Source organism: Streptomyces sp. NPDC050287, assembly GCF_044459385.1.
Lineage (GTDB): Bacteria > Actinomycetota > Actinomycetes > Streptomycetales > Streptomycetaceae > Streptomyces.
Map to the genome: position 1 here is coordinate 894,160 of NZ_JBITIY010000003.1, position 17,051 is coordinate 911,210.

The window sequence follows — 17,051 nt, forward strand, 5'->3', positions numbered from 1 at the left end:
GACTGACAATGACGAGTACTGTTCACGTCGTGCTGGCAGAACGACGACACCAACTCATCCTGAGGGCCCTGCGCTCGGGCGGCCCGGCGGCTGTGACCGACCTCTCCGAGCAGCTCAACGTGAGCCCCGCCACCATCCGGCGTGACCTCGTCAAGCTGGAGGAGGACGGGCTGCTCACCCGTGTGCACGGCGGTGCGGTCGCGGAGGAGGGCGACCAGCCCTTCGAAGAGGTCGCCGAGGTGCGCGTGGCCGAGAAGGACGCCATAGCCGCGCACGCCGCCGCCATGGTCTCCGACGGCCAGTCGGTCCTGCTCGACATCGGCACCACCGCCTACCGCCTGGCCCGGCAGCTGCACGGCCGCCGCCTCACCGTGATCACCAGCAACCTGGTGGTCTACGAGGAACTCGCCGACGACGAGGGCATCGAGCTGGTGCTGCTCGGCGGCATGGTCCGCCGCGAGTACCGCTCCCTGGTCGGCTTCCTCACCGAGGACAACCTGCGCCAGCTGCACGCCGACTGGCTCTTCCTCGGCACCAGTGGAGTGCGCCCCGGTGGGCAGGTGATGGACACGACCGTCGTCGAGGTCCCGGTGAAACGGGCCATGATCAACGCCAGTGACAAGGTCGTCCTGCTCGCCGACTCGGCGAAGTTCCCCGGTACGGGCATGGCGAAGGTCTGCGGTCCCGAGGACCTGGACGCGGTGGTGACCGACGCGCCGGTGAACCAGGCCACGCGGGCCTCCTTCGAGGAGGCGGGCGTCGACGTGGTGCTGGCGGGCACAGCAGGAGATCAAGGAAAGGCGGGCGCGGCGTGAAGCTGACGATTCTGGGCGGCGGAGGATTCCGGGTGCCGCTGGTGTACGGGGCGCTCCTCGGGGACCGCGCGGAGGGCCGCGTCACGCATGTCGTGCTGCACGACCTGGACCCCGAGCGGCTGTCCGCGGTGACCCGGGTGCTCGCCGAGCAGGCCGCCAAGGTGCCCGACGCGCCCGAGGTGAGCGCCACCACCGACCTGGACGAGGCCCTGCGCGGTGCCGACTTCGTCTTCTCCGCGATCCGCGTCGGCGGTCTGGAGGGCCGGGCCGAGGACGAGCGGGTGGCACTGGCGGAGGGTGTGCTGGGCCAGGAGACGGTCGGCGCGGGCGGCATCGCCTACGGCCTGCGGACGGTGCCGGTCGCCGTCGACATCGCCCGGCGGGTGGCCCGCCTGGCCCCCGACGCCTGGGTCATCAACTTCACCAACCCGGCAGGGCTGGTCACCGAGGCCATGTCCCGCCATCTCGGCGACCGCGTCATCGGTATCTGCGACTCGCCGGTCGGCCTCGGCCGCCGGATCGCCCGGGTGCTCGGCGCGAACCCGGGCGAGGCGTGGATCGACTACGTCGGCCTCAACCACCTCGGCTGGGTCCGCGGCCTCAGGGTCGCCGGCCGCGACGAGCTGCCCCGCCTGCTCGCCGACCCGGACCTGCTCGGCTCCTTCGAGGAGGGCAAGCTCTTCGGCGTCGACTGGCTCCGGTCCCTCGGCGCGATCCCGAACGAGTACCTGCACTACTACTACTTCAACCGGGAGACGGTCCGCTCCTACCAGCAGGCCGAGAAGACCCGCGGCGCCTTCCTGGCCGACCAGCAGGCCCGCTTCTACGAAGAGATGAAGCGCCCCGACGCGGCCGCCCTGACCGCCTGGGACCGTACCCGCGCCGAACGCGAGGCCACCTACATGTCCGAGAACCGGGAGACCGCCGGCGCCGGCGAGCGCGACGCCGACGACCTCTCCGGCGGCTACGAGAAGGTGGCCCTCGCCCTGATGCGGGCCATCGCCCGCGACGAGCGCACCACCCTGATCCTCAACGTCCGCAACCAGGGCACCCTCTCGGTGCTCGACGCGGACGCCGTCATCGAGGTGCCCTGCCTGGTCGACGCCAACGGCGCCCACCCGGTCGCCGTCGCCCCGCTGCCCGACCACGCCACCGGTCTGGTCTGCTCCGTCAAGGCGGTCGAGCGCGAGGTGCTGGCCGCCGCCGAGTCGGGCTCCCGTACGACGGCGGTGAAGGCGTTCGCGCTGCACCCGCTGGTCGACTCGGTCAACGTGGCCCGCAGGCTGGTCGAGGGCTACACCGACGTCCACCCGGGCCTCGCGTACCTTAAGTAAGCCCCGCTAGTAAGCGCTTCCCGGCCTTCGGGCCACCCCGCCCTGGCTTCCCGGTTTCCTGGAGATCCCCATGCACGACGAACGCCGCCGGATCGAGGAGCGCGTCGAGCGCGTCCACACCCAGCGCATCCAGCCCGCGATCTACGCGGCCACCGTTCCCTTCGAGGTCGAGGCCTGGCACGCGCCGGGCGAGCCGGTCTCGTTCGAGGAGGCCGCCACCGCGCGGTACGAGCCCTTCGCCATGGACACCCCCTGGGGCCCGCCCTGGGGCACCACCTGGTTCCGGATGCGCGGCCAGGTGCCCGCCGAGTGGGCCGGAAAGCGCGTCGAGGCCGTCATCGACCTCGGCTTCGTGGGCGACTGGCCGGGCAACCAGGCCGAGGCGCTGGTGCATCTGCCCGACGGACGGCCCCTGAAGGCGGTCAACCCGCTCAACCAGTACGTCCCGATCGCCAACCCGGCAACGGGCGGCGAGCAGATCGACTACCTCGTCGAGGCCGCCTCCAACCCCGACATCCTCGCGAACAACTTCTCGGCCCCGACCAGCCTCGGCGACGTCCTCACCGCCGGCGACAAGCCGCTGTACACCTTCCAGCGTGCCGACCTCGCGATCCTCGACGAGGAGGTCTGGCACCTCGACCTCGACCTCCAGGTGCTGCGCGAACTCATGGTCCACCTCGGCGAGCACGAGCCGCGCCGCCACGAGATCCTGCACGCCCTCGACCGGGCCATGGACGCCCTCGACCTGGACGACGTCTCCGGCAGCGCCCCCGCCGTCCGCGCGGTGCTCGCCCCCGTCCTGGCCAAGCCGGCCCATGCCAGCGCCCACACGGTCTCCGGCGTCGGCCACGCCCACATCGACTCCGCCTGGCTGTGGCCGATCCGCGAGACCAAGCGCAAGACGTCCCGCACCTTCTCCAACGTCACGTCGCTGGCCGACGAGTACGACGACTTCATCTTCGCCTGCTCCCAGGCCCAGCAGTACGAGTGGGTGCGCGACAACTACCCCCACGTCTGGGCACGCATCCAGGACGCCGTGAAGAAGGGCCAGTGGGCGCCGGTCGGCGGCATGTGGGTCGAGGCCGACGGCAACCTGCCCGGCGGCGAGGCCATGGCCCGCCAGCTCATCCACGGCAAGCGGTTCTTCATCGAGCACTTCGGCGTCGAGACCAAGGGCGTCTGGCTGCCGGACTCCTTCGGCTACACCGCCGCCTACCCGCAGCTCGCCAAGCTCGCCGGCAACGAGTGGTTCCTCACCCAGAAGATCTCCTGGAACCAGACCAACAAGTTCCCCCACCACACCTTCTGGTGGGAGGGCATCGACGGCACCCGCGTCTTCACGCACTTCCCGCCCGTCGACACCTACAACGCCCGCTTCAGCGGCGAGGAGATGGACCGCGCCGTCCGCAACTACTCGGAGAAGGGCGGCGGCAAGCGCTCCCTCGCCCCCTTCGGCTGGGGCGACGGCGGCGGCGGCCCCACCCGGGAGATCATGGAACGGGCGCGCAGGCTCGCCGACCTGGAGGGCTCGCCGAAGGTCGTCGTGGAACACCCCGACGACTTCTTCAAGACCGCCCGCGAGGAATACCCGGACGCCCCCGTGTGGAACGGCGAGCTCTACCTGGAGCTGCACCGCGCCACCTACACCTCCCAGGCCCGCACCAAGCAGGGCAACCGCCGCAGCGAACACAAGCTGCGCGAGACGGAGTTGTGGGCGACGACGGCCGCCCTGCACGCGCCGGGCTACGCCTACCCGTACGAGAAGCTCGACCGCCTGTGGAAGACGGTTCTCCTCCACCAGTTCCACGACATCCTCCCCGGGTCCTCGATCGCCTGGGTGCACCGCGAGGCGGAGGCCGAATACGCCCGCGTCGCCCAGGAGTTGGAGGCGCTGACGGCCGAGGCGGTCGCGGCGCTGGGCGCCGGCGGCACCCGGGTGTTCAACACCAGCCCCTACGACCGCGCCGAGGTGGTCCGTACGACCGACGGCGCACCCGCGTACGTCGAGGTCCCCGCGAGCGGCAGCGCGCCCCTGACCGACGCGCAGCCCCCGCAGCCGGTGAAGGCCGGGGGACGGGTCCTCGACAACGGCCTGGTCCGGGTGGAGGTGGCCGAGGACGGCACGCTGGCGTCCGTGCTCGACCTGCGCGCGAACCGCGAAGTCCTCGCCGGCAAGGGCAACCTGCTGCGCCTGCACACCGACCTCCCGAACTACTGGGACGCCTGGGACATCGACAAGCACTACCGCAACCGCTACACGGACCTGCTGGAAACGGAGTCGGTGACCGTCGTCGAGGAGGACCCCCTGGTCGGCGCGATCCGCGTCACCCGCTCCTTCGGCAAGGGCTCCACCCTCACGCAGACCATCACCCTGCGTGCCGGCAGCCCCCGGATCGACTTCGAGACCGAGATCGACTGGCACGAGGCCGAGAAGATCCTCAAGGCCGGCTTCCCGGTGGACGTCCGGGCCGCGCACTCCTCCGCGGAGATCCAGTTCGGCCACATCCAGCGCCCCACCCACACCAACACCAGCTGGGAGGCGGCCCGCTTCGAGGTCTCCGGCCACCGCTGGGTCCACATCGCCGAACCCGGCTACGGCGTCGCGGTCATCAACGACTCGACCTACGGCCACGACGTCACCCGCACGGTCCGCGAGGACGGCGGTACCACCACCACGGTCGCCCTCAGCCTGGTCCGCGCTCCGCGCATCCCCGACCCCGAGGCCGACCAGGGCAAGCACCACTTCACCTACTCGCTGCTGCCCGGCGCGAGCATCGAGGACGCGGTCGCCGAGGGCTACGCCCTGAACCTGCCCCTGCGGGTCACGGACGCGGCCGGCGCGCCCGGGCCGGTCGTCTCCGTGGACGGCGACGGCGTCACCGTCGAGGCCGTCAAGCTCGCCGACGACGAGTCCGGCGACGTGGTCGTACGGCTCTACGAGTCCCGCGGCGGCCGTGCCCAGGGCGTCCTGCGCACCGGCTTCCCGCTGGCCGGCGCCCAGATCACCGACCTGCTGGAGCGACCGCTCGAAGAGGCCGAGGTGGACGGCGGGGTCGCGGTGTCGCTGCGCCCCTTCCAGGTCCTGACCCTGCGTCTGCGGCGCGCCGAGGTGAGCTGACCCGTGCCCATGCAACCCTGGTTCACCGACGCCAAGTTGGGGATCTTCATCCACTGGGGCATCTACGCCGTCGACGGCGTCCAGGAGTCCTGGTCGTTCTACGACGACATCGTCCCCCACGACCGGTACATGTCCCAGCTGGACCGCTTCACCGGCGCCAAGTACGACCCGAAGGCCTGGGCGGACCTGTTCGCCCGGGCCGGCGCCAAGTACGCCGTCCTCACCAGCCGTCACCATGACGGCGTCGCCCTGTGGGACACCGAGTACGGCGACCTCAACCTCGGCCGCGACTACATCGGCCCGTACACCGACGCCCTGCGCGAGAAGGGGCTCAAGGTCGGCCTCTACTACTCCCACTCCGACTGGAACCACCCCGACTACGCCTCCACCCGCAAGCCGGGCCGCCCGCCGGAGCAGGAGGACAACCGCTACTCCGAGGTCGCGGCCGAGTTCGAGGACCTTCAGGCCTGGGAGCGGTTCATCGCCTACCGCGACGGCCAGATCCGCGAACTCGCCTCCCGCTTCCGGCCCGACCTGATGTGGTTCGACGGCGAGTGGGACCGCAGCGAGGAGCAGTGGCGCATCCCCGAACTGGCCGCGCTCATCCGCTCCTACTCGCCCGACGTCGTCTTCAACGCCCGCATGCTCAGCGAGGGCGACTACGCCACCCCGGAACAGGGCGCCCCCATCGAACCGCCCGACGGGCCCTGGGAGTTGTGCCTGACGATCAACGACTCGTGGGGGTACCAGCACCACGACCACAACCACAAGTCGCTCAGCCAGCTGATCCGCTACTTCACCGAGACCATCGGCGGGGGCGGCAACCTGCTGCTCGACGTCGGCCCGATGGAGGACGGCACCATCCCCGAGCCGCAGGTCGAGCGCCTCGAAGGCCTGGGGGAGTGGATCCGCAAGCACTCCGAAGCGGTCTACGGAACGGTGCGCGGCCTCCCGGCCGGGCACCACTACGGGCCCAGCACCCTCTCCGCCGACCGCCGCACCCTCTACCTGACCCTGTACGACATCCCGCGCGCCGAGATCGGCGTCCGCGGGCTGGTCACCCCGGTCAGCAGGGTCACCGTCCTGGGCACCGGCACCGAACTCGCCCACCGGGTCGTCGGCGGACTGCACGAGGCCGTCGGCGTGCTGTGGATCGACCCGCCCGCCGAGGGGGACCTCGACCCCCACGCCACCGTGCTCGCGGTCGAACTGGACGGGGAGCTGGAGCTGTACCGGGGATCGGGACGGTTCTGAGGTTCCTCACGCGAGGGCTGCCGACTCCGCTCGGGAAACGGGTGAGGCAGGGGCACCGGGTCGGATGAATTGACCCATGATTCCGACCCGGGAATGCCCCCTGCCACCGGTCGATCCGCTCCCTAGGGTCGTAGTCATGACGACGACGAAGAAGAACGAGACCGAGCAGACCACGGACCTCACCACGGACTTCGCCCCGGTCCTCACCCGCGCCGCCGACGCCGAGACGACCCGCGACCCCAGCAGTGTGATGACGCTCCTCGCGGACTCCGAGCACACCGGCGGGCGGCTCACCGGCTACCGGTCGACGTTCGCCGAGGGCGCGGCCGGCGCGCCCGCCCATCTGCACACCAGGGCGTCCGAGATGTTCTTCGTGATCGACGGAGCGCTTCAGGTGCTGGTGGGGGAGGAGATCGCCGTTCTGGAGGCGGGCGACTTCCTCGTCGTGCCGCCGCACACCCCGCACGCCTTCGCCGCCGCGCCCGGCAGGACGGCAGACGTCCTGTTCGTCTTCACCCCGGGCGCGGGCCGCTTCGACTACCTGCGGCTGCTCGGCCGGGTGATGCGCGGCGAGGCAGATCCGCAGGAGATCAAGGACTCCTCGGAGCGGTTCGACAACCACTATGTCGACAGTCCGGTGTGGCGCGAGGCACTCGCGGCACGGGGCTGAGGGTGTGGGCCGTGCCGGGGCGCGGGGCGTGGGGGCGGGCTGTGCCAAATACGCGGTCCGCCGCGTGGGCGCGCGCCACCACAGAAAGCCGGCAGTCGGCCGACGACCTAAAGCGGCAGAACGGTCGCCGCCTCTGTCCTCATCGGGGCAACCGGAGCCGCGTCCACATGTGCCCGCTCCACCGCCGGAGGCGCCGGCTGGGACGGCAGCGACACCGCCCGCAGCTGCCGAGGACCCGACACCACCGTGTAGTCCTGTCCCAGGAACGGCGGAGTCACCTCGCCGGGATCCTCGCCGAGCGCCAACTGTACAGCCGCCCAAGGTGCGTTGACCCCGCACAGCGACAGCTGGTGCAGCCCGCCCGCCGGACGCGTGTTGACGTCCATCAGGACCGGCGTGTCACCGAACATCCGGAACTGGATGTTGGACAGGTAGTGCAGTCCGAAGCCCTCCGCGATCCGCCGCGCCGGCTCCAGCCACTGCGCGGAGAGCGTGAACCCGCGGCGCCGGCCGTTCTTGGTGCGGCCGATGGCCATACGGATCCGGTTGTCGGGGCCGGTGAGACAGTCCACCGACACCTCCGGCTGCTCCAGGCGCGGCATGACCAGCCAGTCCACCGCCTCCTCGGCCTGCTTCAGCGCTTCGAGCACCAGGTCGAGCGGGACGTACGGACTCGGGAAGCCGTTGAGCTGCATGAGCGAGAAGGGGGACCGCGTGATCACACGGAAGCCCACCCCGCCCGCGCCGGACGCCGGCTTGAAGCACGCCTTGTGTCCGTCCGCCTCCAACTCCTCGACAGCGGCGACGAGTTCGTCCGCCGACCGCACCCGCCACCACGGCGGTACGGGAGTCCCGATCGCCTGGACGGCCTCGTAGGCGATCACCTTGTCGTGGAAGACGGCCACGGCCTCCGGCGGCGGCGCCAGGAGTGCCGTACCGGCCGCCTCGAAGTCGGCGCGGTGCGCCACGATCGCCGCCTGGTGCAGCCGGGGCACGAACACGTCGATTCCGCGTCGTACGCACTGGTCCAACGCGTATTCGACGTACGCGGCCGGGGACAGGCCCTCCGGCTCCAGGTCGGCGGTGTCCGCGGCGGCCAGTACGGGGGAGTCGGCGTCACCGTGTGTCGCATGGATCTCGACGGCGCGGTCGCTGGGATTTCTCCGCAGCTGATCCATGAAGAACACGTTCTCCGCGTACGTGCGGTTGAGCCAGACGCGTACGCGAGAGACCATGCAGGCCGCCTTTCAAGGTTCGCGGGCAGGGCGAAGCAGGCCCGTGCCCGGGCAGGGTGGTGGGAGGTACACCGAACCGCCCCCGTGCGAAGGGACGTCATGGCGGTGGTGTTGGGGCGATCATACGGCTTCCCAAGGGCCTCGCGTGCAACGTGCGTGTTACGGATTCCCCGATCATGTGGACGCTGATTCCACGATCACGCGGACCCGGTTTCCGCGGTGGTCCGCACCCTCCCGGCGCGGGGCGCGACGGGCGACGTGGCGAAGACCGGCCGACGGGATATGCCCTTGTCCTCGGGGCCGCGGGTATGTTCTCGTGATGGCGTTCGTGAGTACGGAGGGGGCGACAGGTGACATCGACGGCCGGCGGTGCCGGGCGGCTGCTGGCCATCAGCGACCTGCACATCGGCTACGAGGAGAACCGCGCGCTGGTCGAACGGATGCGGCCGGAGACGGACGACGACTGGCTGCTGGTGGCCGGTGACGTCGCGGAGACCGTGGCCGACATCCACTGGGCCCTCAAGACGCTCGCGGGCCGCTTCCACAAGGTCATCTGGGTCCCGGGCAACCACGAACTGTGGACCCACCCGAACGACACCGTCACCCTGCGTGGCCTCGCCCGCTACGAACACCTCGTCGACCTGTGCAGGGACCTCGGCGTGACCACACCCGAGGACCCCTACCCGATCTGGAACGGGTTGGGCGGCCCGGTCGCGGTGGCCCCCCTGTTCCTGCTGTACGACTACTCCTTCCTGCCGGCCGGCTGCGCCACCAAGGAGGAGGGGCTGGAGTACGCGCACGGCACGGGCATCGTCTGCAACGACGAGTTCCTGCTGCACCCCGACCCCTACCCGTCCCGCGAGGCCTGGTGCCGGGCCCGGGTGGCCGAGACCGAGCGCCGGCTCACCGCGCTGCCCGACCACCTGCCCGCGGTCCTCGTCAACCACTACCCGCTGGACCGGCATCCCACGGACGTCCTGTGGTACCCCGAGTTCGCCATGTGGTGCGGCACCCGGCTCACCGCCGACTGGCACCGCAGGTTCCGCGTCGAGACCATGGTCTACGGCCATCTGCACATCCCGCGCACCACCTGGCACGAGGGCGTCCGCTTCGAGGAGGTGTCGGTGGGCTACCCCCGGGAGTGGAGCAAACGCACCGAGCCGCCGGGGCGGCTGCGCCGCATCCTGCCCCAGGAGGCCGGGGCGCGGTGATCGAGGAACTGCTGCCGGCCTCCGTGGTGACCGTGGAGGCGTACGGCCACGACGAGCCCGGGACCACGGGCCTGTACCCCGAGGAAGAGGCCGTCGTGGCGCGGGCGGTCTCCAAGCGCCGCCGTGAGTTCACCGCCGTCCGCTCCTGCGCCCGCCGGGCCATGGAGAAGCTCGGCGTGCCGCCACAGCCCATCCTGCCCGGGGAGCGCGGCGCCCCGCGGTGGCCCGCGGGACTGACCGGCAGCATGACCCACTGCGACGGATACTGCGCCGCCGCCCTGGTCCGCGCCACCGACCTGGCCTCCCTCGGCATCGACGCCGAACCCGACGGGCCGCTCCCGGAGGGCGTCCTGAACGCGGTGTCGCTGCCCGCGGAACGCGCGCGCCTGCTCCGGCTCGCCGATGTCCGACCCGGAACCCACTGGGACCGGCTCCTGTTCAGCGCCAAGGAGTCCGTCTACAAGGCGTGGTTCCCCCTGACCGCGCAGTGGCTGGACTTCTCCGAGGCCGACATCGACATCCGCGTGGACGACGCGGAGAAGCCGCAGGGCTCCTTCCGTGCCGAACTCCTCGTGCCCGGACCATTGGTCGGCTCCCGTCGGCTCGGGCACTTCGACGGCCGCTGGACCACCGGGAGCGGACTGGTGGCGACGTCCGTCACCGTGCCGCACGACTGACGTACGGCACGGCACGGCCCATGCCGCGCGGCCGTTACGGCTCCGGTGGGCACCAGGTGGCAAGCAGCCGGAAGAACGCCTCCTCGTTGCCCGTCAGTCCCGCCTCGGCCAGGGCCTGTTCGGCCTCGGCGAGTACGGCGGGCGGTACGACAGGTGGTCGGCCGGCGTCCGGCGGACCGGACGCCACGTCGAACGCGGCCCGCACCGTGTGCAGCAGCCTCAGATAGGCCTGGACGGCGGTGCGCTCGCGGTCGGTCAGTACGGCGGTGGGCATCGGGCGGCTCTCCCCGGGTCGTGGTCGTGCGTTGCCCATCCAGCTTGCCGCCCACCACTGACAATCCGGTCCCGCCGCGTCCCACCGCACGTCGGCGCGCCCCCTTAGCGGAGGTGAAACCTCGCCGAAATCCCCCGGGGAAATGCCGCTCTACGCTGGGGAGAAGGGTTTTCGGCCGACCCCTCGCGGCCGACGGAACAGGAGGGGGGCACATGGCCGACGCCCCGCGACGGCGCCCGGCGCGCACCGTGCGGCTGCGCTCCGTGGGAGAGGCGGAACTCCAGCTCCAGCACCGCGTCGTGCACGGCTACCGCCGCGCCTTCCGGATGGCCGGCCAGGGCCCGCCGCTCGTCCTCATCCACGGCATCGGGGACTCCTCCGCGACCTGGGCCGAACTGATTCCCGACCTCGCCCGCACCCACACCGTCATCGCCCCCGACCTCCTCGGCCACGGCGCCTCCGACAAACCCCGCGCCGACTACTCGGTGGCCGCCTACGCCAACGGGGTGCGCGACCTGCTCACCACCCTCGGCATCGAGTCCGCGACCCTGGTCGGCCACTCGCTGGGCGGGGGAGTGGCCATGCAGTTCGCCTACCAGTTCCCCGAGCGCACCGAGCGGCTCATCCTGGTCAGCGCGGGCGGCGTGGGCCGTGAGGTCAACCCCGTGCTGCGGCTGGTCTCGCTGCCCGGCGCCCATCTGATGCTGTCCACCCTGCGGCTGCCCGGTATGCGGCTCCAGGTCGGCCTGGCGGTACGGCTGATGAGGCTCCTCGACACCGACCTCGGCCAGGACGCCCCGGAGTTGCTCACGCTCGTCGACGCGCTGCCCGACGAGACCTCCCGCAACGCCTTCATCCGTACCCTGCGCGCGGTCGTCGACTGGCGCGGACAGGTCGTGACCATGCTCGACCGCTGCTACCTCACCGAGGGCATGCCGACCATGCTGCTGTGGGGCGACCGGGACAGCGTGGTGCCGGTGCGGCACGCGTTCGGTGCGCACGAGGCGATGCCGGGCAGCCGACTGGAGATCTTCGAGGGCGCCGGTCACTTCCCGTTCCACAACGACCCGGCCCGGTTCGTGGCCCTCGTCGAGGAGTTCACCGCCACCACCGACCCCGCCGACTGGAGCCGCGAGCACTGGCGCGACCTGCTGTGCGAGGGGCGTCCCGCCGCGGGCCGCCCGGACAGCGCCCACAACCGCGCGCGGGACCGCGACCTGCGCGAGGCGAGCGAACGCAGCGCGACCTGACGCGCACCGCGGTGGGCTCGGCACCGCAATGCGTTACGGCGTCGGAAGCCGCGATGAACTCAGCCCTGCGGCCCCAGATAGCCGAGCGAAGCCTCGATCCGGCCGGCCAGATGATCGCGGGGCACCGGTCCTCGCGACGACGAACCCGACAGCCACGTACGGCACTTGCTCGCCAGCAGCAGGCCGAAGCTCTCGGCCTCCTGCTCGTCGGCGCGGTCGAAACGGCTGCGGGCGGCGACCTGGAGGACGGTCGCGCTCAGGTCTGCCTCGTCGTGCTCGTCGTGCAGCAACCGGGCCGCGACCGCGGCGCCCTCGACGTGATGGCCGCGGTGGCCGGCCTTCATGTGCCACAGTTCGTGGCCGAGGATCACCAACTGGTGGTCGGGAGCGGTACGTTCCTCGATCACGACGAGGTCCTGGTCGGCCATGTCGAGCCACAGTCCGCTGGCGGTGCCGGGCGGGAAGGCGGCCGTACGGTACAGGACCGGGCGGCCGCGGCGTCTGCTCATCCCGTCGCACAGCGCGCCGTACAGGTCGGCGGGCCGCGCCGGTGCGGGAAGGGACAGCTCTTCCACCAACTCGCCGCACAGGCGGCGCATTTCCCTGCCGATGCCCACAGTTCTCCCCCGGATCAGGACTCGGGCCGCTTGACGCTCTCCAGGAGCATGTCCAGCCACTCCGCGACCTTGTCACGGTGCTGGTCGGTGGGCAGCTGCGCGGCCCGCCAGGCGATCCCGCGGACGCCGTGGTCCTGCAGCAGCCGCTCCAGCGGGTCGTCGAGCGCCGCGGCCGCCTCGCGTTCGGCGAGCTTCTGCAGCAACTCCTGCTCGGTGCGCTGGAGGGCACCCGCGAGCGCCTCGGGATCCTCGGCCGTCAGGAACCCGGCGTGCACCCGGAAGAAGCGCTGGAGGGCGTCGCAGTGCTCCATCGTGGGCCGCCGGTCGCCGTTGATCAGCGCTCCGGCCTGCTGCCGGGACATGCCCGCGCCGTCGGCGATCTCCTGCTGGGTGTACCGGCGCCCGTTCGGCTTGAGCCGCGTGCGCCGCAGCAGGTCCAGGCGCTGCAGGAACCGCGCCTGTACATCGGGCTCCCCGGCGGGCCGGCCGCTCAGCAGGGCCTTGACCACGGGCTCGGGAACACCGGAGGCGACGGACAGACCGGCGGTGTGGAAGACCTCCGCGTGCGGTACGCCGAGCCGGTCGGCCAGTGCGACGACGCGGGCGACGACGGCGGACAGCACAGCCGACGCCGCGTCGCCGGGATCCTCGAAGCCAACCGACACCGACAGATCTCCTACGTCTTCTCTCACTGGCTTCTCACAGGCTTCTCACAAGCGGTTGCCGTGAACTTCCCGGAGAGTAGCCCGTTGTTCGAACTCACATCCAGGTCTCGCCACAACTGTGGCCTATTTCAGCCGTCAACCGGCACGAAATGCCACGATAGTTGACACCGCTCGCGTCGGGGAAGCAGGATCAAGGGCGCCGCGTGAAGGCCGCATAGGCAAGAGGGGTGACCTCCCGATGGCATATCAGGCAGGTGGGCAGCGGCCCGTACCACGACCCGTCCCCGAAAGTCCCGAGGCCCAGGCCTATCTCCAGGACTACGCAGCCCTTCTGGAAGCCGTCAGCTTCCCGTCCGTCGTCCTCGACCACCGCTGGGACGTCGTGCTCGCGAACACCGCTTTCGCGTCACTTTTCCGGGGTGTGGGCCCTCACCCGACGGCCATGCCGGGCGACAACCTCCTCAGGTTCGTGCTGTTCCACCCGGACGCGAGCACGGTCCTCGCCGAGCACGAGTCGCGCTGGTGCCTGCCGACCCTGGCGCACTTCGCCGCCGCCGTGGAGCGGCACGGCCAGGACCACGGCCTGCAGGCCATCCGCCGGGACATCGCCCAGGACCCGCTCATGGAGGCCGCCTACCGGCAGGGCCTGCCGCACTGGATCCGCGCGGTGGGCGAGCGGGCCGTCGAGCACGACGGCGCGGTCCGCCCGCTGGTGCACCCCGACCCGCGCTGGGGCGCCACCGACTGCCGGATCGTCGAAGAGACCCCCCGGACCCTGAGGGACCTGGGCTACACCCGGCTGACGCTGGTCCTGCGCCCCGTGCGCCGTCCGGCACCCGCGGCGCGCAGGACGGTACGTCCCCGCCGAACGGCGGGCCACCTCAGCGTGGTGCCCGTCCCCGAGGCCTGACAGGCACCGTCGGCGTTCAGGTCGCCGACGGCGCCTTGTCAGCTCCCTTTCCCGTTGACCCACGGTTTGCCTTCGACTTGCGGTCGCGTCCCGCCAACGCCCCCCGTGGCGCACGGCCGCGGGAGCATTCCCTGACACAGCGACATGTGACATAGTACTGCCGTGACCAAGTCACTGACCTGCGATGTCGTGGTCGTAGGGGCCGGAATGGTGGGCGCGGCCTGCGCCCTGTACGCGGCGCGCGCGGGTCTGGACGTCGTTGTGGTGGACCGCGGCCCGGTGGCCGGCGGCACGACCGGCGCCGGTGAGGGCAACCTCCTCGTCTCCGACAAGGAGCCCGGGCCCGAACTGGACCTCGCCCTTCTGTCCGGCCGCCTGTGGGACGAACTCGCCCACGAATTCGGTACGTTCGTCGAGTACGAGGCCAAGGGCGGAGTCGTCGTGGCCTCCTCGCCCGGCGCACTCGCCGCGCTGGAGAGGTTCGCCGCCGGACAGCGCGCCGCCGGAGTCGTCGCCGAACCGGTCGCCGGCGACACGCTGTACGCCCTCGAACCCCATCTCGCCCCCGGCCTGCCGGGCGCCGTCCACTACCCGCAGGACAGCCAGGTGATGCCCGCCCTGGCCGCCGCCCACCTCGTCCGCGCCTCCGGCGCCCGCCTGCTCACCGGCCGGACCGTGACCGACGTCCTGCGCACGCCGGCCGGAGCGGTGCGCGGAGTGCGCACCGACGGGGGCGACCTCCTCGCCCCGGCGGTGGTCAACGCGGCGGGCACCTGGGGCGGCGAACTGGCCGCCCTCGCCGGCACCTGGCTGCCCGTTCTCCCGCGCCGCGGCTTCGTCCTGGTCACCGAACCGCTCCCGCGCATGGTCCGCCACAAGGTGTACGCCGCCGACTACGTGGCCGACGTGGCCAGCGACTCGGCCGCGCTGCAGACCTCGCCGGTCGTCGAGGGCACGGCGGCCGGGCCGGTCCTGATCGGCGCGAGCCGCGAACGCGTGGGCTTCGACCGGACGTTCTCGTTGCCCGCCGTCAGAGCCCTGGCGGCCGGGGCCACCCGGCTGTTCCCCTTCCTCGCCGAGGTCCACGCCATGCGCGCCTACCTCGGCTTCCGCCCGTACATGCCCGACCACCTGCCCGCCATCGGGCCCGACCCGCGCGTCCCCGGCCTCCACCACGCCTGCGGCCACGAGGGTGCGGGCATCGGACTCGCCACCGGCACCGGGCATCTCATCGCCCAGGCCCTGACCGCGAAGACCCCCGACCTGGACCTGGCCCCGTTCCGCCCGGACCGCTTCACCGAGGAGGCCGCGTGAACACTCCCCTCGACCTGGCGCAGGCCCGGCCGGGCCCCGCCTTCACGGTCACACTGGACGGCCGTGAGATCGAGGCGCTGCCTGGTCAGACCGTCGCCGCCGCGCTCTGGACGGCAGGGATCACCTCCTGGCGCACCACCCGGGGCGCAGGCCGTCCGCGCGGGATCTTCTGCGGGATCGGCGTCTGCTTCGACTGCCTGGTGACCGTCAACGACCGTCCCAACCAGCGCGCCTGCCTGGTGCCCTTGCACCCGGGTGACGCGATCCGCACACAGGAGGGGACCGGACACGATGACTGAGCGACCGCATCTCGCGGTGATCGGCGCCGGCCCGGCGGGACTCGCCGCGACCCTCGCCGCGGCGGCCCTCGGGGTACGCGTCACGCTCCTGGACTCGGCGGCGGAGGCGGGCGGGCAGTTCTACCGGCAGCCCGCCGCCGAACTGCGCGCCGCCCGCCCGCAGGCCCTGCACCACGAGTGGCGTACCTGGGAGCACTTGCGGGACGGCCTGCGGACCCACGTACGGGCAGGCAGCGTAAGACATCTGACTGACCATCACGTCTGGCTCGTCGAGCGCGGGCCGGCGCAGGACGCCCGGCGCCTCACCGTGCACGCCCTCCTCGGGCCCGAGCAGGAGGAGCCCGTCGAGGTGCCCGCCGACGCGGTGCTCCTCGCGACCGGCGGCTACGAGAAGGTCCTGCCCTTCCCCGGCTGGACCCTCCCCGGCGTCGTCACCGCGGGCGGCGCCCAGGCCATGCTGAAGGGCGCCCTCGCGGTGTCCGGCCGTATGGCGGTGGTCGCCGGGACCGGGCCGCTGCTGCTGCCGGTGGCGACCGGGCTCGCCGCGGCCGGCGTCGAGGTGGCCGCGCTCGTCGAGTCCGCCGACCCGAAGGAGTTCGTACGGCGGTCCCGCGCACTGTCGGCGCAGCCCGGCAAGCTCGCCGAAGGCGCCCGGTACGCGGCCCGGCTGCTCCGGCACCGGGTGCGCACTCTGGTCCACCACACCGTCGTCGAGGCGCACGGCACCGACCGGCTGGAGGCCGTGACGGTCGCCGCGCTCGACGCCACGGGGAGGGTCGAGCCCGGCACCGAGCGCCGTATCCCCTGCGACACCCTCGCCGTCGGCCACGGCATGCTCCCGCACACCGACCTCGCCGAGACCCTCGGCTGCCGCCTCGACGGGCCGCACGTCCACGTCGACGACGAACAGCGCACCGACGTCCCCGGCGTCTGGGCCGCCGGTGAGACCACCGGCATCGGCGGCGCGGCCCTGTCCCTCGCCGAGGGACACATCGCCGGCCACTGTGCCGCGGCCCGCCTGCACGGCACCGCACCCGACCCGCGCGCGTGGGCGGCGGCCGCGCAGGCCCGTACCCGGCTGCGGGAGTTCTCCGCCGCGCTGGACAGCGTGTACGCACCGCCCGCCCACTGGGCCGAGCAGGTCACCGACGACACCGTCGTCTGCCGCTGCGAGGAGGTCACCGGCGGCGCGATCCGGGCGGCCGTGACGGAACTGGGCGCCGGCGACCCGCGGACCGTGAAGCTGCTAACCCGGGCCGGGATGGGCTGGTGCCAGGGGCGGATGTGCGGGCCCGCGGTCGCCGGGCTCGCCGGGTGCGAGCTCACACCGTCCCGGCGGCCGTTCGCCCGGCCGGTACCGCTGGGAGTGCTGGCGCACGCCGGGGAGTCCGAGGACGACTGACGGCCC

16 protein-coding genes are annotated in these 17,051 nt (G+C 72.0%); 12 read left to right on the plus strand and 4 right to left on the minus strand.

Annotated elements, in window-relative coordinates:
* The first annotated feature begins 29 nt into the window (after positions 1-29).
* The 5 genes from ACIBK3_RS14405 (at position 30) to ACIBK3_RS14425 (ending at position 7,191) form a co-directional block, all read left to right on the plus strand.
* Positions 30-815, plus strand: a complete 786-nt coding sequence (locus tag ACIBK3_RS14405; RefSeq protein WP_399365328.1) for a DeoR/GlpR family DNA-binding transcription regulator — start codon at positions 30-32, stop codon at positions 813-815.
* Positions 812-2,149, plus strand: a complete 1,338-nt coding sequence (locus ACIBK3_RS14410) for a 6-phospho-beta-glucosidase (RefSeq protein ID WP_399365330.1) — start codon at positions 812-814, stop codon at positions 2,147-2,149. The genes ACIBK3_RS14405 and ACIBK3_RS14410 overlap by 4 nt, the downstream gene beginning before the upstream one ends.
* 70 nt (positions 2,150-2,219) lie before the next feature.
* Complete coding sequence (locus ACIBK3_RS14415; RefSeq protein ID WP_399365332.1) at positions 2,220-5,267, plus strand: alpha-mannosidase; 3,048 nt, start codon at positions 2,220-2,222, stop codon at positions 5,265-5,267.
* 3 nt (positions 5,268-5,270) lie between these two features.
* Positions 5,271-6,521 carry an alpha-L-fucosidase gene (locus tag ACIBK3_RS14420; RefSeq protein ID WP_399365334.1) on the plus strand — a complete coding sequence of 417 codons (1,251 nt, stop codon included), beginning with the start codon at positions 5,271-5,273 and terminating at the stop codon, positions 6,519-6,521.
* 136 nt (positions 6,522-6,657) lie between these two features.
* Complete coding sequence (locus tag ACIBK3_RS14425) at positions 6,658-7,191, plus strand: cupin domain-containing protein (protein WP_399365336.1); 534 nt, start codon at positions 6,658-6,660, stop codon at positions 7,189-7,191.
* A gap of 107 nt (positions 7,192-7,298) precedes the next feature.
* Here the strand turns inward: ACIBK3_RS14425 and ACIBK3_RS14430 are convergent, their stop codons facing one another.
* Positions 7,299-8,426, minus strand: coding sequence for an ATP-grasp domain-containing protein (locus ACIBK3_RS14430; protein ID WP_399365338.1), 1,128 nt, complete (start codon positions 8,424-8,426; stop codon positions 7,299-7,301).
* 350 nt (positions 8,427-8,776) lie between these two features.
* On the opposite strand from ACIBK3_RS14430, the gene ACIBK3_RS14435 reads away from it, so the two are divergent.
* Together ACIBK3_RS14435 and ACIBK3_RS14440 are read left to right on the plus strand one after the other, a co-directional pair.
* Positions 8,777-9,637 carry a metallophosphoesterase family protein gene (locus tag ACIBK3_RS14435; protein WP_399365340.1) on the plus strand — a complete coding sequence of 287 codons (861 nt, stop codon included), beginning with the start codon at positions 8,777-8,779 and terminating at the stop codon, positions 9,635-9,637.
* Positions 9,634-10,314, plus strand: a complete 681-nt coding sequence (locus ACIBK3_RS14440) for a 4'-phosphopantetheinyl transferase (protein ID WP_399365342.1) — start codon at positions 9,634-9,636, stop codon at positions 10,312-10,314. The genes ACIBK3_RS14435 and ACIBK3_RS14440 overlap by 4 nt, the downstream gene beginning before the upstream one ends.
* A gap of 34 nt (positions 10,315-10,348) precedes the next feature.
* On the opposite strand, the gene ACIBK3_RS14445 is transcribed toward ACIBK3_RS14440, so the two are convergent.
* On the minus strand, positions 10,349-10,588 hold the full coding sequence (locus ACIBK3_RS14445; RefSeq protein ID WP_399365343.1) for a hypothetical protein: 240 nt from the start codon (positions 10,586-10,588) through the stop codon (positions 10,349-10,351).
* Positions 10,589-10,800: 212 nt separating this feature from the next.
* Here ACIBK3_RS14445 and ACIBK3_RS14450 point away from each other — a divergent pair, with 212 nt between their 5' ends.
* Entirely contained in the window at positions 10,801-11,838 is a 1,038-nt protein-coding gene (locus tag ACIBK3_RS14450) for an alpha/beta fold hydrolase (protein WP_399365345.1), read from the plus strand.
* A gap of 59 nt (positions 11,839-11,897) precedes the next feature.
* On the opposite strand, the gene ACIBK3_RS14455 is transcribed toward ACIBK3_RS14450, so the two are convergent.
* Positions 11,898-12,437 (minus strand): toxin-antitoxin system, toxin component, encoded by a 540-nt coding sequence (locus ACIBK3_RS14455; protein WP_399365603.1) that lies wholly within the window; start codon positions 12,435-12,437, stop codon positions 11,898-11,900.
* Between the two features lie 32 nt (positions 12,438-12,469).
* Positions 12,470-13,120: a helix-turn-helix domain-containing protein gene (locus ACIBK3_RS14460; protein WP_399365347.1), complete on the minus strand. Its 651-nt coding sequence runs from the start codon at positions 13,118-13,120 to the stop codon at positions 12,470-12,472.
* 238 nt (positions 13,121-13,358) lie between these two features.
* Here ACIBK3_RS14460 and ACIBK3_RS14465 point away from each other — a divergent pair, with 238 nt between their 5' ends.
* The 4 genes from ACIBK3_RS14465 to ACIBK3_RS14480 all read left to right on the plus strand — a co-directional run bounded on the left by ACIBK3_RS14465 (position 13,359) and on the right by ACIBK3_RS14480 (position 17,045).
* Positions 13,359-14,030, plus strand: a complete 672-nt coding sequence (locus ACIBK3_RS14465) for a hypothetical protein (RefSeq protein ID WP_399365349.1) — start codon at positions 13,359-13,361, stop codon at positions 14,028-14,030.
* 162 nt (positions 14,031-14,192) lie between these two features.
* Complete coding sequence (locus ACIBK3_RS14470) at positions 14,193-15,344, plus strand: NAD(P)/FAD-dependent oxidoreductase (protein WP_399365351.1); 1,152 nt, start codon at positions 14,193-14,195, stop codon at positions 15,342-15,344.
* Entirely contained in the window at positions 15,341-15,643 is a 303-nt protein-coding gene (locus ACIBK3_RS14475; protein ID WP_399365353.1) for a (2Fe-2S)-binding protein, read from the plus strand. The genes ACIBK3_RS14470 and ACIBK3_RS14475 overlap by 4 nt, the downstream gene beginning before the upstream one ends.
* On the plus strand, positions 15,636-17,045 hold the full coding sequence (locus ACIBK3_RS14480) for an FAD-dependent oxidoreductase (RefSeq protein WP_399365355.1): 1,410 nt from the start codon (positions 15,636-15,638) through the stop codon (positions 17,043-17,045). Before ACIBK3_RS14475 ends, ACIBK3_RS14480 begins: the two co-directional genes overlap by 8 nt.
* Positions 17,046-17,051 lie beyond the last annotated feature (6 nt).